The 24468-nt window shown below is 63.5% G+C and carries 17 protein-coding genes and 2 tRNA genes; 11 read left to right on the top strand and 8 right to left on the bottom strand.

The genetic code is table 11. The features are described 5' to 3' along the window. Positions 1 to 7 precede the first annotated feature (7 nt). Entirely contained in the window at positions 8 to 793 is a 786-nt protein-coding gene (locus J7S20_RS04270; RefSeq protein WP_284052980.1) for a hypothetical protein, read from the bottom strand. A 97-nt stretch (positions 794 to 890) separates the two neighbouring features. After that, entirely contained in the window at positions 891 to 4172 is a 3282-nt protein-coding gene (locus J7S20_RS04265) for a TonB-dependent receptor domain-containing protein (protein ID WP_284052979.1), read from the bottom strand. A gap of 173 nt (positions 4173 to 4345) precedes the next feature. Between J7S20_RS04265 and J7S20_RS04260 the strand changes: the two genes are divergently transcribed. The 7 genes from J7S20_RS04260 to trxA are packed head-to-tail and all read left to right on the top strand — an operon-like array spanning position 4346 to position 15617. Continuing rightward, positions 4346 to 6694 carry a sensor histidine kinase gene (locus tag J7S20_RS04260; RefSeq protein WP_430980900.1) on the top strand — a complete coding sequence of 783 codons (2349 nt, stop codon included), beginning with the start codon at positions 4346 to 4348 and terminating at the stop codon, positions 6692 to 6694. Then, on the top strand, positions 6691 to 7134 hold the full coding sequence (tsaE, locus tag J7S20_RS04255; protein WP_284052978.1) for a tRNA (adenosine(37)-N6)-threonylcarbamoyltransferase complex ATPase subunit type 1 TsaE: 444 nt from the start codon (positions 6691 to 6693) through the stop codon (positions 7132 to 7134). Before J7S20_RS04260 ends, tsaE begins: the two co-directional genes overlap by 4 nt. Continuing rightward, positions 7131 to 8102 (top strand): aminoglycoside phosphotransferase family protein, encoded by a 972-nt coding sequence (locus J7S20_RS04250; RefSeq protein WP_284053395.1) that lies wholly within the window; start codon positions 7131 to 7133, stop codon positions 8100 to 8102. Before tsaE ends, J7S20_RS04250 begins: the two co-directional genes overlap by 4 nt. Continuing rightward, positions 8099 to 8860: a nucleotidyltransferase family protein gene (locus J7S20_RS04245; RefSeq protein ID WP_284052977.1), complete on the top strand. Its 762-nt coding sequence runs from the start codon at positions 8099 to 8101 to the stop codon at positions 8858 to 8860. The genes J7S20_RS04250 and J7S20_RS04245 overlap by 4 nt, the downstream gene beginning before the upstream one ends. Next, positions 8853 to 11819, top strand: coding sequence for a double-strand break repair protein AddB (gene addB / locus J7S20_RS04240; RefSeq protein ID WP_284052976.1), 2967 nt, complete (start codon positions 8853 to 8855; stop codon positions 11817 to 11819). The genes J7S20_RS04245 and addB overlap by 8 nt, the downstream gene beginning before the upstream one ends. Continuing rightward, complete coding sequence (addA, locus tag J7S20_RS04235; protein WP_430980899.1) at positions 11806 to 15243, top strand: double-strand break repair helicase AddA; 3438 nt, start codon at positions 11806 to 11808, stop codon at positions 15241 to 15243. The genes addB and addA overlap by 14 nt, the downstream gene beginning before the upstream one ends. A gap of 50 nt (positions 15244 to 15293) precedes the next feature. After that, a complete protein-coding gene (trxA, locus tag J7S20_RS04230) occupies positions 15294 to 15617 on the top strand; it encodes a thioredoxin TrxA (protein WP_284052974.1) in 324 nt (107 codons plus the stop codon). 45 nt (positions 15618 to 15662) lie between these two features. Here trxA and argJ read toward each other — a convergent pair whose 3' ends face one another. Continuing rightward, on the bottom strand, positions 15663 to 16892 hold the full coding sequence (argJ, locus tag J7S20_RS04225; protein ID WP_284052973.1) for a bifunctional glutamate N-acetyltransferase/amino-acid acetyltransferase ArgJ: 1230 nt from the start codon (positions 16890 to 16892) through the stop codon (positions 15663 to 15665). 49 nt (positions 16893 to 16941) lie between these two features. Between argJ and J7S20_RS04220 the strand changes: the two genes are divergently transcribed. The 3 genes from J7S20_RS04220 to secA all read left to right on the top strand — a co-directional run bounded on the left by J7S20_RS04220 (position 16942) and on the right by secA (position 20804). Further along, positions 16942 to 17535 carry an energy transducer TonB gene (locus J7S20_RS04220; RefSeq protein WP_284052972.1) on the top strand — a complete coding sequence of 198 codons (594 nt, stop codon included), beginning with the start codon at positions 16942 to 16944 and terminating at the stop codon, positions 17533 to 17535. A 113-nt stretch (positions 17536 to 17648) separates the two neighbouring features. Continuing rightward, positions 17649 to 17930, top strand: coding sequence for a hypothetical protein (locus J7S20_RS04215; RefSeq protein WP_284052971.1), 282 nt, complete (start codon positions 17649 to 17651; stop codon positions 17928 to 17930). 123 nt (positions 17931 to 18053) lie between these two features. Then, on the top strand, positions 18054 to 20804 hold the full coding sequence (gene secA / locus J7S20_RS04210) for a preprotein translocase subunit SecA (protein WP_284052970.1): 2751 nt from the start codon (positions 18054 to 18056) through the stop codon (positions 20802 to 20804). A gap of 88 nt (positions 20805 to 20892) precedes the next feature. On the opposite strand, the gene J7S20_RS04205 is transcribed toward secA, so the two are convergent. Beyond that, the gene (locus J7S20_RS04205; RefSeq protein WP_284052969.1) at positions 20893 to 21471 is read right to left on the bottom strand and encodes a CC0125/CC1285 family lipoprotein; all 579 of its coding nucleotides are present in this window, start codon (positions 21469 to 21471) and stop codon (positions 20893 to 20895) included. A gap of 245 nt (positions 21472 to 21716) precedes the next feature. On the opposite strand from J7S20_RS04205, the gene J7S20_RS04200 reads away from it, so the two are divergent. Continuing rightward, positions 21717 to 22382 carry a DUF6629 family protein gene (locus J7S20_RS04200; RefSeq protein WP_347709220.1) on the top strand — a complete coding sequence of 222 codons (666 nt, stop codon included), beginning with the start codon at positions 21717 to 21719 and terminating at the stop codon, positions 22380 to 22382. Between the two features lie 46 nt (positions 22383 to 22428). Here J7S20_RS04200 and J7S20_RS04195 read toward each other — a convergent pair. The 4 genes from J7S20_RS04195 to moaA form a co-directional block, all read right to left on the bottom strand. Continuing rightward, positions 22429 to 22503, bottom strand: a tRNA-Asn gene (locus J7S20_RS04195). Positions 22504 to 22543: 40 nt separating this feature from the next. Next, positions 22544 to 22618: transfer RNA gene (locus J7S20_RS04190), tRNA-Asn, on the bottom strand. A gap of 50 nt (positions 22619 to 22668) precedes the next feature. Continuing rightward, positions 22669 to 23445: an NAD kinase gene (locus J7S20_RS04185; protein WP_284052967.1), complete on the bottom strand. Its 777-nt coding sequence runs from the start codon at positions 23443 to 23445 to the stop codon at positions 22669 to 22671. Continuing rightward, the gene (gene moaA, locus J7S20_RS04180) at positions 23442 to 24440 is read right to left on the bottom strand and encodes a GTP 3',8-cyclase MoaA (RefSeq protein WP_284052966.1); all 999 of its coding nucleotides are present in this window, start codon (positions 24438 to 24440) and stop codon (positions 23442 to 23444) included. The genes J7S20_RS04185 and moaA overlap by 4 nt, the downstream gene beginning before the upstream one ends. Positions 24441 to 24468 lie beyond the last annotated feature (28 nt).

The raw sequence follows: 24468 nt of genomic DNA, 5'->3' as shown, positions 1-24468 counted from the left end.
ACCTAATTCAATGATAACCAAGCAAAGCTCGGAGGCCTGGCGCCTGATAATCAACCAATGCACGATGTCGCGCGTCGAGCGTGTCAGGCAACTCCAGCCCAATGCCCGTCAAATTTTCTCTGGCGGTGCCACTTTGTTTGCGATCGGAACCGATTGCAACGCGTTCTCGCCAATCGTGGGGTCTAGTAATTTCGCACGCATTAAGCAATTTGGCGAAGAATTTATCAGCTTCTTCGCTTCCCAGATTTTGAACGTGAAGAGTTAGCTCTTCAAATTTGACCACTTCAATCTCTGTACCTAACCACGCGGCCGCATTCATTTCATAGATATCGTTCAGAGATGGCGCTTTTCCCGGAATGCCGAAGATCATCATGGTAAGCAGATCATCGACTTTGAGCGCCCCGGTCTTGAGGTGATCCATGTTGCTACTGAACTGCTCGGATATGAAGAAGCGGGCGCGAGCGATCACCCAGTCATAGGGATCTCGGTACAGCAATATTTTTCGGGCAAATGCGGTCTCGATCACCGAAGCGTCGGCTAGGAACAAATGCCCCCAACTAAGCATCGGTGCAGCGGGGTCAAAGGCAGCGAGGTGTTGTTGGAGGTTCGCCCATTGAATAAAGTCCCGCGAATATTGTTGCTCAACGGGTACGAACATCCGAAGCACGTTGCGCAGCAGATGGCTACCACTCTTGGGAACACTGTTTAGAAATACCGGTCGACGAAGCGGGGCGTGCGTAAAGCGCCGATTTTCATCGTCCAGAGTGTCGGGGCGGACATTTACCGTGGGCATGCAAGCTACGATACAACGCTTCGATTTATGATTCAGAACTTTTCGTTTGGAGTAGGGCGACGCGTCATCGCGCCGCCCCACCCATATCATCGCCTCATCAGAACTTGGTGGAGACGTTCAGGAACGCTCGCCGTCCGACAAAGCTATACTGCGAAGCTGCAACAACCGGCCCGAGCATGCTGATTTCGCCGCCGTTCAGAACCGATACGCGCGGCGGACGGGTATCGAACAGGTTGCTGATGCCCAGTGTAATTGAATAGCTCTCACCGATGTCCTTCGTGATCGAGACGTTATGATAGAAAATCGCTGGAGCCGTCAGATCAGGGCAATAGGTCCCCCGGATTGGCGTACCGTCCGGTTGATACGAGTCGATGCATGGATCGCCTCCATTATCGCGCAGAAAATCTCCGACATTGGAGGTGCCTCCGATGACGTTCATCCCATAGAAGATGTTGAGATCGCGATCAGCGTTCTCCCAGCTCAGGCGGAAATCGCCCACCCACCGCGGTGAACCTGCCTCTCCGTTGTCCGTTTCAAGAGGAGAATCGGGAAGTAGCTTATAATTGTCGCGGGTTTGCCAGGTCATGTCAGCAAGAAGGGTCAACCGACCCAAACTTCCAAGATTCTGGCGTAGCTGGACTGTAACGTCGACGCCGCTATTCTTCTGGCTAGCTATATTAATATATTTGTCGCGAACCGTTGCGATGTTGTACGGTGCGCCGGTCTGACCGCGCGTGAACAGACTGCACAGCGGGTCATTCGGAAAATCAAGCGAATTGTAGCATTGATAGATAATATTGCGTGCACCAAGCTGTGCAACTTCGCCCTTTACGCGGATGTCGAAATAATCGACCGCGATATTGATGTCGGTTTGCGGCAGGAAGCCGAATTTCGGTGTAAGGATCCCACCGACGACAAAGGCCTTTGACGTTTCGGGGCTAAGAACGCCCACGCCGCCTTGTGAAATCGCGGTAGCTGTAACGCCTGCTCCATTGTAATTCGACGGGATACCGTCTGCGGCACAATTGTCCCTCTGACGTTGTGTAATTGCACCTTGTGCAAGCGCATTGTCATAATTCACGCACGGGTCGATATCGGTTTGTCGAGGGAAACTCGTCTGGTCCGACAGGAACTGTTCAAACAGGGCGGGAGCGCGGAATGATGTTCCATAACTTGCACGAAACCGCAGAAAGTCGGTCAATGCCCAGTTCGCCCCGAGCTTGTAGGTATAGTTACCCGTGTTCTTGTCTTGGAACCCATCGGATGCCCTGGTTGCGGTCACATTCGTGACGCGACCAGCGGCGGACAGAGTGAGTTCCTTAAACAAAAGCGTGTCGTTGATCACCGGAATGTTCAACTCGCCGAACGCTTCCTTGGTCACGGTGTTGCCCGCCGTGATCCCCGATGTGGACGAACCCCAGGCATTCCCGGCGAGAGTAATTGCGCCAGGCACGTCGTTGATTTCGTCGCGGCGGATAGTCAAACCAGCGGCTACGCCAAGGGGGCCGGCGGGCAAGGTGAGAAGATCGCCTGAAACCGATGCTTCCGCGGTGAGCTGGCTATAGGTCGTTTTACCCTCTTCCCACGAAAAAATATAAGCGACCTGCTCGGGCGTGAGTTCGCCACGCAGGAAGTTCGGATCTGTCCACGGCAGATCGATGCACTGCTTGCCGGAGACCGGCGTCGTCATGCCGACGCACGAACCAATCGAGCCAAAGCCCTGCTGCGTGCTGATGTCGTAGACGTCCTGCAGGATCCGTTCGTTGCGATAACGACCGATGCTGCGGCTATACTGGCCGTACATCTCCCAGTGCCAACCGTCCATGAACCCACCACTGCGGACATCGCCTCGGACGCCGCCGACACCGCGATAATAGTCAACCTTCTGGCTGCTATCGGCATGATTCGTGATCGCGGTCGGACTGATGAGGTTCAGGCCAGTCCATCCCGGCGCCCAAACATTGTAAGTGGTTCCTGTCCCATACAGGTCGCCTGTGTATCCGAAACTCCAGAACTGGCGCCAGCCATTCTGATAGGTTTCCCGGCGGTTAAAAAGAAATTCGCCAAACAACTCGACCGAATCGGCGATTTCGTACGCGCCATCCGCGTAGAATGTGTACAAATCCGTCTTCGGAATGATTGTCTGTTCCTCGACGAACGGATGGTACGCGTTCTGTACCGCCAGCGACTGGGTGTTATACCCTGTCGGATACCATCCCGGAGGGGCGCCAAAGTCGCCGGGGTAGGCGGGGGCACCGTAGGCGGGGATGCCCAAATTCTCTCCAGGATATTGATACTGCATCAGGATCGTCTGACCCCGCGGCGATGTGTTATACCCGGTATTGGGTCCGCCCGGCCCGTCGAGCTGCATGTTGTCGATCAGGTTGTAGGTCCAGACATGACCCCAGCGAAGGTCTTCGCATTTGTACTGGCCGGTCCGCGGATCCACGATGTCTGCGCGACTGCCGTCAGGGCGGAACGTGTACGCCTCCGGACAAGCAAGATAGCTGCGGTCCCCACGCTTCAATTCGTTGGTATGCGAATAGTCGCCGGCGACCATGATGTGGCCACGGCTGAATGTCTTACCCCAGATGGCATTCAGACGGTACGTTTCACCACCGCTATCGAAAGGCACCGATACATTGCCGTCGAGTTGAAGGCCATTGGTGTCCTTCTTGGTGATAATATTGACCACCCCGGCAATCGCGTCTGAACCGTAAATCGAGGATGCGCCGGTCTTCAGAATCTGGATATTACTGACAATAGACTGCGGCAGCACGTTGAGGTCGAACGACGATACGCCGCCGCGAACACCAGCGGGACCGGCTCGGCGACCATTGAGTAGCACCAGGGTGCGGTTCGGGCCTAGGCCGCGTAGATCGATGGTTTGCGCACCCGGCCCGCCATTCGTAACAAAATTCGACGATAGTGCTGCGGTGATCTGCGTCGATCCGGCCGCGATCGGGGAACTCTGCAGCATTGACGCTGTGTCGAGCTTGCCCTCCTTCATCGCGATTTCGGGATCGATAATCGAAACCGGATCGGGGCTATTGAAGGCTGTCGTTGCCCGAATGCGGGTGCCTGTTACGACGAGCGCATTCCCTTGGTCAGACTCCGGCTGCTGCGTTTGCAATGCCGTTGCATCACTCGCTTGCTCAGCGCTGGTCTGATCTTGATCAGCGGTTGACTGCGACGATTGATCCGTGGCGCTGCCGTCCGCGGTTTGCGCAAATGCAGTGCCAGACGCCGTTACGGAAATCAGCAATGCAGTCCCGAGTGCGCTCGACCGAAGAAAAATGCTCTTCTTCATAAAACCCCCGTTAATAGAACATTCAGCTAGCTTGTCCGCGCGAATGCGGTATCGCAACTGCGAAGTCATCAACGGCACGTTTTGGCGTATCTTATGTGGCGAAAGCGCAACAGTGTGTAACTATGATAGTCGGTCACCTGCAAAATCGAAATGCTCCAGCGAGGTCCTCGACCCCTTTGTTACGAAGGCAGCATTGCGTATGACGTTCAACCAGATGGATTCTTGGCACGCGGTAAAAACGATTGAGTGAAGTTGGCGAAATTGGTCCGGTCGCCGTCGGCGCGGTGCTTGCGCTGGTGCTGGCGGTCGGCCTTGCCGCGTTTTTCACGGGTTGGCGGTGGCGGCGGCAGGCGGCGGAGCAGCACGGCGTTACGGGCCGGCTGGAGCTGCTGATGGCGGGATCGCCGGCGGTGCCGATGGTGGTGCGTGCCGATGGTCGGCTGGAAATGCCGACACGGCTTGCGCAGTGGCTCGGGCTGGACGGGCCGGTTGACGATCTTGCCGAACTGGTTGCCGATGACGGAGCACTGGAACCCGGCGATGCCGCTGCGCTTCGAGACGCGGTCGTTGCGGGGCAGAAGGCCGCGCGGCCTTTTCGGTTGCCGATCCGCGCGCTCGGGGCGAAGCGTGCGCTGTTCGCTGTCGGAGAGCGCGCGCCGGACGGCCTCAACGCCCCGGGCGGCGTGCTGGTCTGGTTCTTCGATGCCTCCGAGATGCAGGAAGAGATCGCGCAGCTCGTGGGCGAGACGCAAGAGCTGCGCGACGCTTTCGATTCGCTGACCGGGCTGATCGAGGCTGCCCCGTTGCCGATGTGGTATCGCGGCGCCGACCTTCGGCTGGCGATGGTCAACAGCGCCTATGTTCGGGCGGTCGACGCGGACAAGGCTGCCGATGTTGTTAGGCAGCAGATCGAGCTTGTCGAGGATTCGGGTCTCGGCGGACCGCTGGCCAATGCCGCGATCGCGCGTGATACCGACGAACCGCAGGTCAGTGCGATGCCCGCAACGATTGGCGGCGCACGGCGGATGCTGCGTATTCATGACGTGCCGCTTCCCGATGGCGGCGTGGCAGGGGTTGCTGTCGATATCGAGGACCTTGAACAGGCCAGGGGCGGGCTGAAGCGGTTTGGCGAGGCACAACGCGCGATGCTCGACCGCCTCTCCGCGGGCGTGGCCCAATTCGGTGCCGACCGGGCGCTTCGTTTCTGCAACCAGCCGTTTCAGCGAATGTTTTCGATGCGACCCGAATGGATCGCCGACCGACCCGAGTTCGATCGCGTGCTCGAACGGATGCGCGAAGCCAAGCGGCTTCCGGAGGTCCGCGATTTCCCAAGCTGGAAGGCGGAGCACCGCGAGTGGTTCCAGGCCGCCGGCGCGGAGATCGAAGAAAGCTGGCACCTGCCCGGCGGCGTTCATCTGCGCGTGGTCGGCCAGCCGCTTCCCGAAGGCGGCCTGTTGCTGATCTTCGAGGATCGGACCGAACAGGTCCAGCTCGCCAGCGCGCGCGATACGCTGTTGCGCGTCCGGACCGCGACGTTCGACAATCTGTTCGAGGCGCTGGGCGTATTCGCCGCCGATGGGCGGTTGCAGCTCTGGAACAACAAATTTCGCCTGATCTGGGATTTTGAAGAGGAGATGCTGGCCACGCATCCACGCGTCGATGCGCTGGCCGAGGCGGGCGCGCCGAAGCTGAAGAATCCCGATCGCGGCAAGTTGATCGGGGCGCTGGTGCGCTCCGCAACGGTCGATCGTCAGCAGCGCGGCGGGCGCGTAGAGTTCGCCGACGGTCGGCATTTCGAATTTACCGCAGTGCCGTTGCCCGACGGCAACGCGCTGTTCACGATGCTCGACATCACCGACAGCCGGATGATGGAGCAGGCGCTTCGCGACCGGAACGAGGCGCTGGAAGCCGCCGACCGGGTGAAGACCGCGTTCGTCGCCAATATGAGCTATGAGCTGCGCACGCCGCTGACGTCGATCAAGGGCTTCGCAGAAATGCTCCATGGCGGCTATGCAGGCGAACTGACCGAAAGCGGCACCGGCTATACCGAGGCGATCCTTGAATCGGTGGGCCGGCTGGGCAGCCTGATCGACGATGTGCTCGACCTGACCGAGGGCGAGGAAAAGCCTCTCCCGGTGGAACGGGTCGACCTCGAACTGACCGCGGGTGCAGCAGCAGGGGCGGTCGCCAACATGGTCAACGAACGCGGTGTCGAACTGGTCGTGGACGTACAGGGCTCCGCCGGCAGCGTGAAGGGCGATCAGCGACGGTTGCGCGAAGCCGTCGAGCATTTGCTGCGCCACTCGGTCAATTCGCTGAGTGAGGGCGGTCGCGTACTACTGCATGTCGACGGCGATGAGGAAAAGGCGCGGATCATCGTGTCCGACGACGGGCCGGGAATGGACAGCCGGACCGCGGAACGGGCGTTCGACCAGTTCGCACAGGTGGGGATCATGCCCGATGGCCAGCGCGCGCTGGGCCTCGACCTGCCGCTGGCGAAGCGCTTCGTCGAAGCGCATGGTGGAACGATCGGGCTGGTTTCGGAACCGGGCGAGGGTGCGCTGATCACGATCGAGTTGCCGCGCGGATGATCCTCGATTCACCAGAGGCGAGCGATGCGCTCGGCCGGCGGCTCGCCGACGTCGTGCAGCCGGGCGATGTCGTCGCGCTTTCGGGGCCGTTGGGCGCGGGTAAGACGAGCATCGCGCGGGGGCTGCTCTCGGCGCTCGGCCTCGCCGGTGAAGCGCCGTCGCCGAGCTTTGCGATCGTCCAGCCCTATGACCCGCCCGAGGTGCGGTTGCCGGTGCTCCACGTCGATCTCTACCGGATAGAGGATGATCACGAGCTGGACGAACTCGGGCTGGACGATGCGCGCCACGATGCGGTGATCGTCGTCGAATGGCCCGAGCGGGTCGACAACAATTATTGGCACGATGCGCTGTGGCTCACGCTGGAAATGCAACCGGACGGCACGCGCGCCTTGACAGCGCGGGTGCCGCAGGCATGGAAGGGGCGATGGCCGCTGACCTGAATCCCCCGCCCGCCGCTCCGCAATTCCTAGACCGCGCCGGATGGGGCGACGGGCAGATCCTGCCGCTGGCGGGCGATGCCTCGTTCCGGCGATATTTCCGTATCGCAGCGCCCGGACGCAGTGCGATCCTGATGGATGCTCCGCCCCCGCATGAGGACCCGAAGCCCTTTATCGACATCGCCGAATGGCTGGTCGAACATGGCTTTGCCGCGCCGCGTATCCTGGCGCGCGATCTGGATCGCGGGCTGGTGTTGCTTCAGGATTTCGGTGACGCGCGGATGCGCGAAACGGTCGATGGGGCGCCCGAAAGCGAGTTGCGACTGTACGAGGCAGCGGTTGATCTGCTGGTGAGGCTGCACAAAGCGCCGGCTGCGGATGTGCCGCCCTATGATCGCGCGGTGTACCAGCGCGAGGCGGGGCTGCTGACCGAGTGGTACTGCCCGGCGATCGGCATCGATGCCGATGTCGAGGGCTATGCGGCGGCTTGGGACGAAGTGCTCGCGCCGGTACTCGACGCGCCCGCGGTGACCGTGCTGCGCGACTATCATGCCGAGAACATCATGCTGATCGAGGGCAGCGAAGCGCTGGGCCTGCTAGACTTTCAGGACGCGCTTGCCGGGCATGCCGCCTATGATCTCGTTTCGCTGTTGCAGGATGCGCGCCGCGATGTACCACGTGATCTTGAGAATGCGATGCTCGACCGCTATCGCCGGATTACCGGCGCGAGCGACGATTTCGATACCGCCTATCACGTGCTCGGAGCGCAGCGGAACGCGAAGATCATCGGTATCTTCACACGGTTGTGGCAGCGCGACGGCAAGCCCCGCTACCCAGCGCTGTGTCCGCGGGTCTGGCGCTATCTGGAACATGATCTGAATCACCCGGCGCTCGCTCCCGTGGCGCGGTGGTTCGACGCCAACATACCGCCCGAAATGCGCGGCGACCCGATGGAGATCGCGAAGCCATGACGACCAAGCGCACGCTCGCGATACGGCCTGATCCCGGGGTTGCCGTCCCCGAAACCGCGATGGTGATGGCAGCGGGGCTCGGCAAGCGGATGCGGCCGCTGACCGCAACGCGTCCCAAGCCGCTGATCAAGGTGGCGGGCAAGCCGCTGATCGACCATGTCTTCGATCGATTGCGCGCGGCCGGCGTCAAGCGCGCGGTGGTCAATGTCCATTACCTCGCCGACGCGCTGGAGGCGCATCTGAAGCACCAGATCGACGGGATCGACATCGCGATCTCCGACGAGCGTGCGAAGCTGATGGAGACGGGCGGCGGGCTGGTCCAGGCGCGCGAGTTGATCGGCGATAAACCGTTCTTGTGCGTCAACAGCGACAATCTTTGGATCGACGGGCCGACCGACGCGATCCGTGCGCTGGCGGCGGAGTGGGACGACGAGCGGATGGATGCTCTGCTGCTGCTCGTGCCGCTGGCGCGCGCGAACAACCATCGCGGGCAGGGCGATTTCCACATCGACAGCTTCGGCCGGATCACGAAGCGGCGGATGCCGGGGCGGCTCGCGCCGTATGTCTTCACCGGCGTCCAGATGCTGTCGCCGCGCGTGATCGCCGACTGGCCCGAGGGACCGTTTTCGACCAACCTGTTCTGGGAGCGGGCGATCGCGGCGGGACGCGCCTACGGGCTGGTCCACGAGGGTCTGTGGTTCGACGTCGGCACGCCGCAAGCGATCGGAGCGACCGAGGCGATGCTCGCCGATGGCTGAGGCCGCGCGGCCCAGCCTCTATACGATCCCGGCGCACCGGGCCTTTGCCGATGCGCTGGTGGCCGGGTTGCTCAAGCGCTTCGGCGACGACCGGCTGGCGTTCGCGCGCGGCGTCGTGCTGCTCCCCAACAACCGCGCCAAGCGCACCATCACCGATGCGTTCGTGCGGGCGAGCGGTGGCGGATTGCTGCTGCCGCGCATGGTCGCGATCGGTGATCCCGAGCTCGACGAGGCGGCGGGGCCGCTGATCGACCCCGCAGGCGATGCCGATCCGATCCCGCCCGCAGTCGAGCCGCTGCAAAGGCGGATGATCCTCGCGCGGCTGGTGAGCGAGGAGCGGCAGCGCGCCGGGCAACCGGTCGACGCGTCGGAGGCGGTTCGGCTGGCGGGCGATCTGGCGCGGACGCTCGATCAGTTGCTCGTCGAGGAAGTGCCGCCCCGCGCGCTGCGCGATCTCGCGGTCGAGGAAGGGCTGTCGGCACATTGGCAGCGATCGCTGGCGCTGTTCGGGATCGTCCTCGATCGCTGGCCGGAGGAGTTGAAGAAGCTTGGCCGGATCGACCTTGCCGAGCGACGCAGCCGATTGCTCGCGCGGGTCGCGAGGCACTGGCGCGAACGGCCGCCGGCGGGGTTCGTCTGCGCCGCGGGTATCACCACTTCGGCGCCGTCGGTCGCGAAATTGCTGCGCAGCATTTCCGAGCTGCGGAACGGCATGGTCGTGCTTCCCGCGCTAGCGACCGAAATGGACGAGGCGGAGTGGCAGGCGCTCGGACCGCACGAACCCGACCCAAATACCGGCCGCCGTCCGCGCAGTATCGAGACGCACCCGCAATTTCACCTCAAGCTGCTCCTCGACCGGATGGGCGTGAACCGCGGCGAGTTCGCGACCTGGCGCGGCGGCAGCGATCTCGACGCACCACCCGCGCGACGCAAGGCGATCGACAATGCGCTGGCGCCCGCCGACTTCACGCATGGCTGGACCGACCTGCCGAGCAGCGAACGGCGGCTGAGCGGGGTGAGGGCGCTCAGCGTGGCGATCCCGGCGGAGGAAGCGCAGGCGATCGCCATCGCGCTACGCCAGGTGCTCGAGGAGGACGGCAAGACCGCGGCGCTGGTCACGCCCGACCGCGCGCTGGCGCGGCGCGTGGCGGCGCATCTGTCGCGCTGGGGCGTCGCGATCGACGATTCGGCGGGGCAGCCGCTGTCGGTGTTGCCGCCGGGGACGCTGCTGCTGGCGCTTGCCGATGCGGCGGCGCAGGATTTCGCGCCGGTGCCGCTTCTGGCGCTGCTCAAGCATCCGCTGGTGCAATCGGGCGATGCGCGCGCGCCGTGGTTGTCGGGCGCGCGTTCGCTCGACCGCGCGTTGCGCGGGCCGCGTCCGGCGGCGGGGCTGGAGGGGCTCGCGGCATATCTGCGAGAGGCCGATATTCGCGATGCAGCGATCCGCGAACGTGCGCTGAGTTGGTGGGAGCCGGTCAGCGCGTGGTTCGCGCCGCTGGCGAAGGTCTTCGGCGCGGATGCGCGGCCGCTCGGCGAGTTCGTCGCGGCGCTGCGCGAGACGGCGACGCTGCTGTGCGGCGACGCGCTGTGGTCGCGGCCGGAGGGACGCGCGGCGGCGGAACTGCTCGACGATCTGGAGCATCGCGCGGTCGACGGGCCGGCGCTGGTGTCGCCCGATTCGATCGCGCCGATGCTGCGGACGCTGATGGACGAACAGGCGGTTCGACCGCCGCAGGGCGGGCATCCGCGGCTTGCCATCTACGGCCTGCTCGAGGCGCGGTTACAGACCGCCGACCTGATGATCCTCGGCGGGTTGAACGAAGGCGTATGGCCGGGCTTGCCCGCGCCCGATCCGTGGCTCGCGCCGCGTATCCGCAGCGAGATCGGCCTTCCGGGGCTCGAACGGCGGATCGGGCTGTCGGCGCACGACTTCGCGGATGCGCTCGGCGCGCCCGAGGTGCTGCTGACGCGCGCGAGGCGGGACAGCAGCGCGCCGACGATCGCCTCGCGCTTCTGGCTGCGGCTCGAGGCGTTGTCGGGCGGGCTGGCGCAGGCCGAAAAACTTGCCGGCTGGTCGCATGCGCTCGACGCGCCGGGCGAGTATGCGCCGGTCGATCGGCCCGAGCCTGCGCCGCCGGTGGAGACGCGGCCGCGGCGGATTTCGGTGACCGAGGTCGACCGGCTGAAGGCCGATCCATATGCCTTTTACGCGCGACGCCAGTTGAAGCTGATGCCGCTCGATGCGGTCGATGCCGATGCGAGCGCGGCGTGGCGCGGGACCGAGGTCCACCGCGTGCTCGAGGTGTGGGCGCGCGAGGACGAATGCGACACGGCGAAGTTGCACGCCCGCGCGGCGGCGATGCTAGCCGATGCCCATCCGCTGTTGCGCGCGCTATGGGCGCCGCGGCTGATGGAGGCGATAGACTGGATCGCGCTGCAGATGGTGCAGCAGGAGGGCGAGGGGCGCCGCGTGCTCGGCGTCGAGCGCTCGGGGAAGATCGACATCGAAGGGGTCGAGCTGCGCGGGACGTTCGACCGGATCGACCGGTTGCCCGACGGAATGCTCGGCATCGTCGATTACAAGACCGGCAAGCCGCCATCGGCGAGGGCGGTGCGCGCTGGGTTCAGCTTGCAGCTCGGGCTGCTCGGCCTGATTGCAGAGCGTGGCGGATTCGAGGGAATTTCGGGCACCGCGCGCTGCTTCGAATACTGGTCGCTGTCGCGCAACCGCGATGGCGGCTTCGGCTATGTCGAATCGCCGGTCGATCCGAAGAAGCGCGAGCCGATCCCCGCGGAGGATTTCGTTGCCATCGCCGCTGACAATTTCCGCACCGAGGCGGCGAAATATCTGACCGGTGTCGAGCCGTTCATCGCCAAGCTGCATCCCGAATATGCGCCCTATGCCGATTACGACCAGCTGATGCGGCGCGACGAATGGTATGGTCGTGAGCGGAGCTAGGCCCGGCAACCTTCCGCCGCTGGCGGACACGCAGCGCGACGCGAGCGATCCGCGACGTCATGTCTGGCTGTCGGCGTCTGCCGGCACGGGCAAGACGCAGGTTCTGACGGCGCGCGTGTTCCGCCTGTTGCTGCGCGGCGTCGATCCGGGCGCGATATTGTGCCTGACCTTTACCAAGGCGGGCGCGGCGGAGATGGCGTCGCGGATCAGCGACCGGCTCGCGCGCTGGGTGCGGCTGCCCGAGAACGACCTGAAAAAAGACCTGTTCGCGCTGGGCGAGGATGCGAACGACGAGCGGTTGCGCGCACGGGCGCGGACGCTGTTCGCCAAGTTGCTCGATGCGCCGGGCGGAGGCATCCGCATCCAGACGATCCACAGTTTCTGCCAGACGCTGTTGTCGGCCTTTCCGGTCGAGGCGGAGCTGGTGCCGGGGTTTCGTCCGCTCGAAGCGCGCGAGGAAGCGGTCATGGCGCGCGAGGCGCTTGCCGAACTGCTGAGCGACGAGGCGGTGCGCGGCGAACGGTACTTCGCGGACGCGATCGGTGCGCTGAGCCTGCGGCTGGGCGAGGGGCAAGCCGAGGCGTTTCTTCAGACCTGTGCGCGGGCGCAGGACGCGATGGCGGCGCTGCCATCTGGAATCGAGCCGTATCTACGCCGCCAGCTCGATTTGCCGAGCGGCGACATCGAGGCCGAGATCGAGAATTGCTGCGGCGATGCTGCGTTCGATGTCGCAGCACTCAGGCGCATAGCCGACGCCAATCGCACATGGGGGACGGCGACGGGAACGGGCCATGCCGAAATCGTTGAGCGTTGGCTGGCAGCGGGCGGTGCCGACCGTGTCGAACAGCTGGCGACGCTGCGTAGCGTTTTTCACACCGGCAAGGGCGAACCGCGCAAATATTCGGCGAAGCTGAGCGCTGCCGATCCGGATTATGCAGAACTCGCCGGGGAGCTGGGCGCGCGCTGTGCCGAGCTGCTGTCGATACGGGCGCGGACGGAATATGCGGAACTGCTGGCGAAGGGTCTGGAGGCCGGGCGCGCCTATTCCGCGGCCTATGCGCTGGCCAAGCGGCGGGCAGGGGCGGTCGATTTCGATGACTTGATTCACCGTGCGCTGGCGCTGCTCCAGCAGCCGGGGATGGGCGACTGGGTTCGCTTCAAGCTCGACCAGGCGACCGAGCATGTCCTGATCGACGAGGCGCAGGACACCAATTGGGACCAGTGGTCGATCGTGCGTGCGATGGCCGATGAGTTTTTCGCCGGCGAAGGCGCGCCGCATGGCGGCATCCGCACGCTGTTCACGGTCGGTGACTACAAGCAGGCGATCTTCGGCTTTCAGGGTACCGATCCCTTTTATTTTGCGCTGGCGCATCGGCATTTCGAGCGACTGGCGGGCAATCCTCCGATTGATGCGGAGGCGCGACCGCTCGACACGATGTCGCTGACGGCGAGCTATCGCTCGACGCGGCCGGTGCTCGAATTCGTCGATGCAGCGATCGGTGCGCTGCCCGAACCGGGCATGGGTGCGTACAGCGATGCCGAGGCGCATGCGAGCGAGGTCGCCGGGCCGGGCCGGGTCGAACTGTGGCCGCCGGTGGTCGAGGGTGGCGACAGCGACGCGGACGAAGAAGCCTGGGTCGACGATGCGACGCGCGAGGTGGCGAAACGGATCGCCAGGCAAGTCCGGCGGTGGCTCGACGACGGGCTGATGCTCGAAAGCAAGGGCAGGGCGATCAGGCCAGAGGATGTAATGATCCTCGTCAAGCGGCGCGGTGAACTTGCCTCGTTGCTGGTCGCGCGACTTTATGCCGAGGGGGTGCCGGTGGCCGGTGTCGACCGGTTGCGGCTCAACGCGCCGCTCGCGGTGCAGGACCTGCTCGCGGCGGTGCGCTTCGTGCTGCAGCCCGAGGACGATCTGTCGCTGGCGAGCCTGCTCGTCTCGCCGCTGATCGGCTGGACGCAGGACGAGCTGATGGTTGCCGCGCCGCGCAAGCATGGCAGCCTCTGGAAGCACCTGCAGGATACGCAGCCGGGCGAGCGGCTGGAGCCGCTGCGCGCGATGCTGCGGCGCGCGGACATCGCGACGCCTTATCGCTTCCTTGAGGAAATCCTGTCGGGTCCGCTTGACGGACGGCGCAAGCTGATCCGGCGGCTGGGCGAGGAAGCGCGCGATCCAGTGGCCGAGCTGCTGAGCGCCGCGCTCGATTTCGAGCGGCTGGCAACGCCGTCGCTGCAACGCTTTCTCGACTGGTTCGACCGCGGCGAGGTGGAGATCGTCCGCGATCCCTCTCAGCCACGCGACGCGGTGCGGGTGATGACCGCGCACGGGGCCAAGGGCTTGCAGGCACCGGTGGTGATCCTCGCCGACGCGACGGTCGATCCGACCAACAACCGCCGCGACATATTGATGTGGAAGCAGGACGAGCTGGGCGATGTTCGCCTGCCGATCTTTCGCCCGCGCGGCGAGGAACGCGGCGGTCCGCTCGACGCGGTGCTGACGCAGGCCGATGCGCGCGAACTGGAAGAGCATTGGCGGCTGTTCTACGTGGCGGCCACGCGCGCCGAGGAACGGTTGCTGATTACCGGTGCGCTCGGCCCGCGCAGCAAGGGCGAAGTGCCGACGATGAGCTGGCATGCCGTTGCCGGGCTGGCGCTCGATGGTCTCGGTGTTCCGAAAGTCGAAGACGGGCCGCGCATATTCGAGGGGCGCGTTCCGCAGCGTCCAGTGGCGAAACAGGCGCGGGTGTCGCGCGAGAAGGCGGGCGTGATCGATCTTCCAACATGGCTGCGCAAGCCGGCCCCGGTCGAGGCGCGGCCGCCGCGTCCGCTGGCGCCGTCGTCGCTTGGCGAGGATGCGGTGGCCGATCCGCCGCCTTCCCCGGCGATGCGCGATGCCGCCGAGCGCGGGCGGATGCTGCACGGGTTGTTCGAACGCTTGCCGGCTGTGGCGGAAAGCGACCGGCCTGCGGCGGCACTGCGGTGGCTCGAACAGGCGCGGGGCGTCGCGGACGAGAAGCGGCGCGAGGACATTGCCGAGGCGGCGCTGGCGGTGATCGGCGATCCGCGCTTCGCCGAGCTGTTCGGGCCGGACTCGCTTGCCGAGGCACCGATCGTCGCGGTGGTCGAGGGCGAGGTCGTGTCGGGAACGGTCGACCGGCTGCTCGTCACCAACACGGCCGTGCGCGTGATCGACTTCAAGACCGGCAGGCGCGCGCCGTCGTCGCTGGAAGCGGTACCCGACTATCATTTGCGGCAGATGGCGGCCTATGCGGCGGCGCTCGGCGTCATCTTTCCCGATCGCGAGGTCGAGGCGGCGCTGCTCTATACCGCGACGCCGGTTCTGTTCACGCTGCCGCCCGAGTTGCTCGCGCGTCACAAGCCGGGGTTGCAGGAAGGCGAACAAAGCTTGGCATCGGAAGGTTGAGCCAGCGTTCAAGGCTTCATAGATAGAGGGTCAATCACAGGAGATTTGACATGGGTACGACCGCAATTACCGACGACAGCTTCGAAAACGACGTCATCAGCGCCGACAAGCCGGTGCTGGTCGATTTCTGGGCGGAATGGTGCGGCCCATGCAAGATGATCGGCCCCGCGCTCGAGGAAATCTCCGACGAACTCGGCGACAAGGTGACGATCACCAAGATCAATATCGACGAGAATCCCGAGGCGCCGGGCAAGTACGGCGTGCGCGGCATTCCGACGATGATCCTGTTCAAGGACGGCCAGATCGCCGCGACCAAGGTCGGCGCCGAGCCGAAGAGCCAGCTCAAGGCGTGGCTCGAAAGCGAGCTGGGATGATCCGCTGGGGCGGCATCGCGATCGTGATCGCGGCGGCGCTGACACTCAGCTCCGATAGTCGGCGTTGATCGAGATATAGCCATGGGTGAGGTCGCACGTCCAAACGGTCGCGCGGCCGTCGCCTAGGCCGAGATCGACGCCGATCTCTATTTCGCTTCCCTTTAGATGCGCGGCGACGGGGGCTTCGTCATAGCCCTCGACCGCCAGACCGTCGCGCGCGACCTGTGTCGTGCCAAAGCGGATGGCGAGTTTGTCGCGTTCGGCGGGCTCGCCGGCTTTGCCCACCGCCATGACGATGCGACCCCAGTTCGCGTCCTCGCCGGCGATGGCGGTCTTCACGAGTGGCGAGTTGGCGATCGACAGCGCCACGCGGTGGGCGCTCTCGTCGCTCTCGGCACCCTCGACATCGATGCGGATGAATTTCGATGCGCCTTCGCCGTCGCGCACGACGAGGTGGGCGAGTTGCAGGCAAAGGTCTGACAGCGCCGCGCGGAAGGCGTCGGCGCCGTCGCTGTCGTCATCCTCGAGCGGCGCATTGTCCGCGGCACCGGTGGCGAAGGCGAGCACGGTGTCGCTGGTCGAGGTGTCGCTGTCGACGGTGATGCAGGAGAAGCTGGCCTTGTTGGCGTCGTTCAGCGCGTGCTGAAGAAAGCCCGGCTCGACTGCGGCATCGGTGAAGATAAAGCCGAGCATCGTCGCCATGTCGGGCGCAATCATCCCCGACCCCTTGATGATGCCGACCAGATTGACTGTTTTGCCATCGACGACCGCGCTGGTGGTCGCGGCCTTGGCGAAGGTGTCGGTCGTCATGATCGTCGCAGCGGCGTCTTCCCAGTTACAGGGCGATGCTTCGAACGCGGCGACGAGGCCCGCTTCGGCCTTGTCGATTGGCAGTGGCACGCCGATCACCCCGGTCGAGGACACGAATACGTCCGACGGCTCGCAGTCGAGACGGCGCGCTACCTGAGCGGCAATAGTCTCCACCGCTTCACGTCCGCGATTGCCGGTAAAGGCGTTCGAATTACCCGCATTGACGACGAGCGCCCGCGCGGAGCCCAGGGGCAGCGCCCGGCGGCACCATTCGACCTCGGGCGAGGGGCATTTGCTTTGCGTCGTCACGCCTGCGACGGTGGTGCCGGGGTCGAGCGTGACGAACGTCAGGTCGCAGCGATCCCAGTCCTTGTACCGCGCGCGAGCGACGCGCGGGGTGACGCCAGCGATGGAAGGTAGTTCGGGAAAGCCATCCGGCGCGAGCGGGGAACGATCAGTGGACATGATTGCGGCTATAGTTATGGTTGTCGATCAACGGAATAGGGGGGATGGAATGTTCGTGATGGCGTTGGCCGTGATGGTGGCGATGCTGCAGGATGCGGTCACGGAGCCGGAACCCGTCAATCCGGCTGTCTGGGTGAGTGACAATGACTATCCGGCAGAGGCCAAACGTGCCGGCTGGACCGGGGCGGTCGAATTCAAGCTTGCCGTGTCACCAGAGGGCACGGTGTCCGAATGCACGATCGTCAAGTCCTCGGGGCATCAGTTGCTCGACGACCGGGCATGCGAAGTTATCAGCGAACGGGCGAAATTCAAACCGGCGCATGATGCTGCGGGACGTGCCGTCGCGTCAACCTGGTCGAGCAAATTCCGGTGGCAGTTGGATGATGTGAACCCGGGGCCTTTCGAACTCGGTGAGCCACCGGTTGGCCCGGTCTACTGGAAGTTTGACGTTCTCGTTGATGTGGATGGAACTCCGCTCAGTTGTGTTGCAAAGGATGCCGACGGCAACGTCATTCCGGGGGATCGCGGCCTTTGTCCGAGCGCGCTCAAGCACAAGGAACCCAAAGTCACAAAGGACGGCGAACCGATCCGATACCATGTGATCAGAACATTTCAGCAGACGGTGAAGCCGGATGATAATTAGGTCTGCCAGCCAATGTGGATAACATCTGCCGCTATTATCATTAGACGAACCGCCATCGCATCACTATGTCGTGCGCGTTCCGGCGTGTCCGGGGCACCGCTCAACGAACGGGGATGAACTTGCGTCTGCTGTTGCTCCTTACCGCGCTTCTGACCGGATTTTCCGGTGCGGCTGCGGCTGAGCGGACGGCGCAGCCGGTACAGATCGAACGGTCGAACCTCGCTGCCGCAGTGTACCTTCTGTCCGAAGCGCGGACCGCGCCGGCGGCGCATCGGATGTTTGTGGCGGAGCGGCACCATTCGCTCGTCACTCTTGCTACGTCGCCGGTTTTTGTAACGCCCGACAGCCGTCCGCTCGCTTCGCTGGCACCGGTCGACGAGCGCCGGCTGGAATAAGCCGTTCGCTGCTGCTTTTGCGGCGGCCTTTCACGTTTTTCGAGCCCCACCGGGCCATTCGGTTGCGCCGCGGCTTTACCCGCGCGGCGAGCCAAAGCGTCATCAGTTTCACAGGAAGAAAACATGTTCGGCAATCTCGCCAAATCGCTCTTCGGTTCGTCCAACGACCGCTATGTCCGGTCGCTGCAGCCGATCATCAGGAAGATCAACGCGCTCGAGCCCGATTGCCAGGCGATGAGCGACGAGCAGCTCGCGCACCAGACGGTCAAGTTTCGCGAACAGCTGGCGAATGGTGCGACGCTCGACGATCTGCTGCCCGAAGCGTTCGCAACGGTGCGCGAAGCGTCGGTACGTGTGCTGGGCATGCGCCATTTCGACGTGCAGCTTGTTGGCGGTATCGCGCTTCACCGCGGCGAAATCGCAGAGATGCGGACGGGTGAGGGCAAGACGCTGGTCGCAACGCTCGCCACCTATCTGAACGCGCTCGCGGAAAAGGGCGTCCACGTCATCACGGTGAACGACTATCTCGCCTCGCGCGATGCCGAATGGATGGGGCAGATCTATCGCTTCCTCGGGCTGACTGTTGGCGTCATCATCCCCGACCTGACCGACCAGCAACGCCGCGATGCATATAATTCGGACATCACGTACGGCACGAACAACGAATTCGGCTTTGACTATCTGCGCGACAACATGAAGTCGGATCGTGCGTCGATGGTCCAGCGTCCGTTCAACATGGCGCTGATCGACGAGGTCGATTCGGTGCTGATCGACGAAGCGCGGACGCCGCTCATCATCTCCGGCCCGACCGATGACCGATCCGAGCTATACATGGCGGTCGACAAGATCGTGAAGCAGCTCGGCGAGGACGATTACGAAAAGGACGAGAAGCAGAAGTCGATCGTGCTGACCGAGGACGGCACCGAGAAAGTCGAACGGATGCTGGAGGATGCGGGGCTGCTCGAAGGCTCCAACCTCTATGATTTCGAGAACACGCAGGTCGTCCACCACGTCAACCAGAGCCTGCGCGCGAACAAGATGTTCAAGCGCGACATCGATTACATCGTCAAGGAAGACAAGGTCGTCATCATCGACGAGTTCACCGGCCGCATGATGGATGGCCGGCGCTGGTCGGACGGGCTTCACCAGGCGGTCGAGGCGAAAGAGGGCGTCAAGATCGAGCCTGAGAACCAGACGCTCGCCTCGATCACCTTCCAGAACTATTTCCGCATGTATCCAAAGCTTGCCGGCATGACCGGTACCGCGGCGACCGAGGCGGCCGAATTCTACGACATCTACAAGATGAACGTCGTTACCATCCCGACCAACGTTCCGGTGCAGCGGATCGACAATGACGACGAGTTCTACAAGACGCTGAACGACAAGTTCATCGCCATCGCCCGCGCGATCAAGGAACATGCCGAGCGCGGGCAGCCGGTGCTGGTCGGCACGGTGTCGATCGAAAAGTCCGAGCTGCTGAGCGAATTCCTCGAGCGCGAAAAGGTGCCGCACAAGGTTCTCAATGCGCGCTATCACGAGATGGAGGCGCATATCGTGGCGCAGGCGGGCCGTCTGGGCGCGGTGACGATCGCCACCAACATGGCCGGTCGCGGTACCGACATTCAGCTTGGCGGTAACCTGGAATTCCGCGTCAACGACGAATTGGGCGATATGCCCGAAGGTCCCGAGCGCGATGCCGCGATCGAGCGCATCAAGCAGGAGATCGTCGAGGAAAAGCAGAAGGTGCTCGATGCCGGCGGCCTGTTCGTGCTGGGCACCGAACGGCACGAAAGCCGTCGCATCGACAACCAGCTCCGCGGTCGTTCCGGGCGCCAGGGCGACCCCGGCCTGTCGCGCTTCTATCTGAGCCTTGACGACGACCTGCTGCGCATTTTCGGCCCGGACACGCTGTTCGCGAAGATGATGCGCAACAATATCGGCGATGGCGAAGCGATCGGGTCGAAATGGCTGACCAAGGCGATCGAGACCGCGCAGAAAAAGGTCGAGGCGCGCAACTACGACATCCGCAAGCAGGTCGTTGAGTATGACGACGTGATGAACGACCAGCGCAAGGTGATCTACGAACAGCGCTCGGACATCATGGACGCCGATGCCAAGGACATCAGCGACATGGTCGTCGATATGCGGACTGAGGTCGTCAATGCGCTCGTCGCCGAGGCGTGCCCGCCGAACACCTATCCCGAACAATGGGATGTGGCCGGGCTGATGGAGCGCGCGCAGGAATATCTGAATGTCGAGGTTCACGTCGACCAGTGGATCCGCGAAGAGGAAGCGATCGAAGTCGAAATTCTGGAAGAGCGTATCCAGAAGGCGGCTGACGAGGTCGTCGACAAGAAGGCCGAAGAGCTGAACGACGCCGACACCTGGAGCCAGGTGGAGAAGTCGATCCTGCTGCAAAATCTCGACCATCACTGGAAAGAGCATCTTGCGATGCTTGATGCGCTGAGATCGATCATCCATCTGCGCGCCTATGCGCAGAAAACCCCGATCAACGAGTATAAGCAGGAAGCCTTTGCTCTGTTCGAGCGGATGCTCGAGGCGATTCGCGAGGATGTGACGCGCACGCTGGCGCATGCGCAGTTCAACATGGCACCGCCGCCGCTGCCCGAGGTTCCCGACTTCATCACGTCGCATTTCGACCCGCTGACCGGTGAGGACGACACCAACGATATCGATGCCGGCGCTTTCGCCTTTGCGCCGCAGACGATGCCGCCGTTCCAGACTGCCGAGCAGGGCGCATCCGATCTGGGCGACGATCCTGAACAGTGGAAGGGCAAGGTCAGCCGCAACGCGCCGTGCCCGTGCGGTTCGGGCCGCAAGTACAAGCACTGCCACGGTGCGCTGACCGCCTGACCGGTCAGCCTATCCACTCTGCACAAAGAAAGGGCCTCTCCGAGCGGATCGGAGAGGCCCTTTCACTTTTGGTGTCGATGTCGTCCGTTCAGCGGCGCGGCATCTCGATGGTCGGGCCGAGATGATCGACGACCGAGCGGGCATCGAAGGCGCGAAGATTGTCCTTGGGCTTCGGTCCCTTACCCATCACGATTTCCGCCATAGCCTGATATTTATCGACCGTGCGAACGTCGATGTCGCGGCCGAAGGGATCGCCATACGGTCCCCATGCGCCCCATCCCCAGGCCGGGCTGTAATAGCGCCAATAGGGATGCCAATAGCCATAGGGGCCGCCCCATGGATCGGCGCTGGCATAGGTGCGCGACTGTTTTTCCGTGTCGCGGTTTGACAGGATGAAATAGTCATAACCCTGCTGCAGGGTCAGTTCGGCGGCGCGGTAGAGCAGGTAGCGCTCGACCGTCTCGCGCGAGGTGACGCTGTTGCCCGAAAAGCTGACCTGATAGCGGTTCGCTTCGATCTGCTGGTCGGCATAGCCGGTCTGGTTGAAGCCATAGCCGGTCGCGGGGCGATACGGCGTTGGCGTGGCGCACCCGGCGGTCAGCAGCGCGCCGACAAGCGCGGTACCGATCAAGCCCTTTTTCAGGCGGTTGGTTCGGCGGTGGGACATGTGTTTCTCCAGTTGTCGGCGTGGATCGCAGGAATCGCGCCGACATGCTCGCAAGTCAAACGGATTGATTCGGAAACATTCCCGAACCCGTTGCGACGAACTGTGCCGGATCGAGGCTTGACGGAGCCTGAACAGAAGGGGATCATCGGAAAAATCGATGGGAGCACAGCAGTTTCGGCGATTGGCGAGCAATTTCGGCGGTAACTCGTTTCCAGCACGAGCGCTGAACCAAAAGGGGGCATGGCATCTGCTTTTCGGCAACCGCTAATTTCATCGCCTCAGCCGGAATAGGCGGTGTCGGCATCGCGACCTTGCGCGAGGTCAAACGGTCGCGGGCGCTCCTGTTCGGCGCGACTCCATTATTGTTCGCGCTGCACCAGTTTGTCGAAGCGTTCGTCTGGCTGGGACTTGAAGGCAGGATCGGAACGACGGCGTTCGAATGGGCCGTGTTTTTGTTCATGCTGTATGCGCAGGGCATCCTGCCCTTGCTCATGCCGCTTGCAGTGTTGCTGCTGGAGCCACGAGGCTGGCGCAGACATGCGATTGCCGCGTGTACCGCGCTGGGTGCGGTCGTCTTTGCGCGGGCGACATATGCGGTGCTTGCCAGGCCGACCCGGGCGGTGATCGAGCACCATTCGATCGCCTATCACAATGCCGGAACCGATGCGGCGTGGATTGCGGGCGCCTATGTCGTTGCGACGTGCGCGGCGTTGCTGCTGTCGAGTCACCGCGTGGTGCGATGGTTCGGTATCGCCAATGTTATCGGCCTTACCATCGTGCTGTTGGTAAAGGGCTATGCCTTCACCTCGGTCTGGTGCCTGTACGCGGCGGTGTTGAGCATCATGCTGTTCTGGCAGTTCCGCCACCACCATGTGAACATCGACCGACCGAATTGCCGCCCGGCGCAATAGATCGGCGTCGCAGCTTGAGAATCGAAACACGGACTGTCGAAGGAGGTGGCTCCCCGGGCCGGATTCGAACCAGCGACCGATCGGTTAACAGCCGATTGCTCTACCACTGAGCTACCGGGGAATGCCTGGATTTCCGGCCTGGTTGCCGCCACTGGGGCGGCTGGCTCCCTGAGTAGGATTCGAACCTACGGCCGCTCGATTAACAGTCGAGAGCTCTACCGCTGAGCTATCAGGGAACGAAGCCGTGCGCGGCTCTATAATGACGTGGCTTCGCGATGCAAGCCTATCATGCGATAAACTGTTCCATCGTGATGCGATCGTCGAGCGCATGTTCGGGATCGAACATCAAAGTAAGGTCGCGAACATGGTCGATCGCGATGTCGATCCGCGCCACGTCGCGTACCTCGCGCTGGTCGGCGACCGCACTTACCGGCCGCTTGTCCGCTTCGAGCACGCGAATGCCGATCCGCGCCTTTTCGGGCAGGATCGCACCGCGCCACCGCCGCGGCCGAAAGGGGCTGATCGGCGTTAGGGCGAGCAGCGACGATCCGAGCGGCAGGATCGGTCCGTTGGCCGACAGATTGTAAGCGGTCGAACCGGCCGGCGTGGCCACGAGCACACCGTCACAAACCAATTCGGGCAGCACGGTGCGATCGTTGACGGTGATTTCGAGCTTTGCCGTCTGGCGGGTCTCACGCAGCAGGGAAACCTCGTTGATCGCGGGGATTTCGCAGCGTTCGCCGTCGATCGTTTCGGCGCACATCACCAGCGGACTGACCTTGAACGGCTTCGCGCGATCGAGCCGGTCGATCAGACCCTCCGGCCGCCAGTCGTTCATCAAAAAGCCGATGGTGCCGAGGTTCATGCCGAAAGCAGGCACGATGCGGTGACGTTCGAGCATCGCGTGCAGCGTCTGGAGCATGAAACCGTCGCCGCCCAGGACGACGACCATATCGGCCTCCTCCAGCGGAACCCAGTCGAGCGCGTCGCGAAGCTCCGCCGCAGCGATTTGCGCCGGCTTGGCGTTCGACGCAACGAGAGCGCGGCGAGGCGGTTCCTTCATCCGCCGGTCACGCTCATATGGCGTTCGACGGCGGGTGCGGCGTCGCGTTCGATACGGAAGTCATGGCGTGCCGGCTTGTTCGCCATGGCGCGGTCAATGCCATCATCGACAGCGGTGATCCCGCCTTCGCGGAGCGCGCCCTTCAGATCGACCTGATCGTCATGGCCCAGGCACATGTAGAGCTTGCCCTCGGTAGTGAGGCGCACGCGGTTACAGCCATCGCAGAAATTCGCAGTCAACGGTGAGATCAGGCCTAGCCGGGTGCCGCTCCCCTCCACGGTCCAATATCGCGCGGGACCGCCGGTCGCGTGCGCGGAGGGGGCGAGGTCGAAGCGGGTGTCCAGATCATCCTTCACCGCGGTGAGCGGCAGGAACCGGTCGGTGCGATCCTCGTCGATGGCGCCCAAAGGCATCGTCTCGATCAGCGTCAGGTCAAATCCCTGCTCGACGCACCATGCGAGCATCGGAGCGATCTCGTGCTCATTCAGCCCCTTGAGCGCGACCATGTTGATCTTGACCGCAATCCCGGCATCGCGCGCCGCCATGATGCCGCCGATGACCTTGTGAATGTCACCGTGGCGCGTGATGAAGCGGAACGTGTCGGGGTCGCGGCTGTCCAGACTGACATTGATCCGCTTCATCCCCGCTTCGCGCAGTGCCCGCGCATGATCGGCCAGGCGATTGGCGTTGGTGGTCATCGTGATCTCGTCGAGACCGTTACCAAGATGCTTGCCGAGCCACCGCGTCAGTTCGACGACGTCGCGGCGCACGAGCGGCTCGCCGCCGGTCAGTCGGATCTTGCGCACGCCGCGCTCGATGAAACGCTCGGCGATCGTCGCGATCTCCTCGAGCGAAAGGAGCCGGTCGCGCGGCAGAAAGGTCATATGTTCTGCCATGCAGTAGCGGCAGCGAAGATCGCATCGGTCGGTAACCGAAATCCGCAAATAGCTGATCTTGCGGCCGTGACGATCGATGAGGGAGGGTGCGCTGGCCATAGATCAGACAGCTAAGCGCTTGAGGACA

The sequence above is a fragment of the Stakelama marina genome (assembly GCF_018122655.1).
GTDB lineage: Bacteria > Pseudomonadota > Alphaproteobacteria > Sphingomonadales > Sphingomonadaceae > Sphingomonas > Sphingomonas marina.
Note: the sequence above shows the minus strand (reverse complement) of the source record. Positions and strands in the feature narration are given on the sequence as shown.